The organism is Halosimplex amylolyticum, assembly GCF_051414035.1.
Taxonomy (GTDB): domain Archaea; phylum Halobacteriota; class Halobacteria; order Halobacteriales; family Haloarculaceae; genus Halosimplex; species Halosimplex amylolyticum.
Map to the genome: position 1 here is coordinate 1 of NZ_JBLKNW010000023.1, position 587 is coordinate 587.

The following is a 587-nucleotide window of genomic DNA, read 5'->3' on the forward strand; positions in this document are numbered from 1 at the left end:
ACGCGAGTCCGACGATGGCGAGCGCCACGAGCAGCCAGCGGCCGAGTTTGAAGGTGGTCATTGTCTTTCTCCTCGGTTACTCGTAGGACTGCTCGGGAGTTATCGGCGTGGGTGTGAATTCGCACAGGAGAACGTTCGAGAACGTGTATAGGCTGCTCTAACCGTTTTTCGGGAATAGAATCGTTCATCCGGCTCGAATTCGCCGGGTTGGCACTCAGTCCTTCTCCCAGACAAGACAACGACCACACGAACGGCAGTGTGAACGGTCTGAACCCGGGTCTTCGACCTGGTCACTCGACGTATTTCACGACACGCGCCATCCCTGCATCGAGATGGTACAGGTTGTGACAGTGGAACAACCACTTGCCTGGGTTGTCGGCGTGGTAGTCGATCGTCACCTGCCCTCTGTGTCCGGGGACGATGACTGTGTCTTTGATCGCGTCGCCGACCTGGAAGAAGTGGCCGTGAAGGTGCATCGGGTGAACGACTGGGCTCTGATTGGTCATCCGAATCCGGACGTGTTCCCCGGGCCGAATCTGTAGCGGATCGGCGTCCGGGTAGGCCTGCCCGTCTATCGTCCACGTGTA

General features: G+C 58.3%; 1 protein-coding gene. It reads right to left on the bottom strand.

Translation table 11 applies throughout. The features are described 5' to 3' along the window. Positions 1 to 290: 290 nt before the first annotated feature. The coding region (locus tag ACMGFE_RS26035) for a multicopper oxidase domain-containing protein (protein ID WP_436928184.1) at positions 291 to 587 on the bottom strand (297 nt) is incomplete at its 5' end.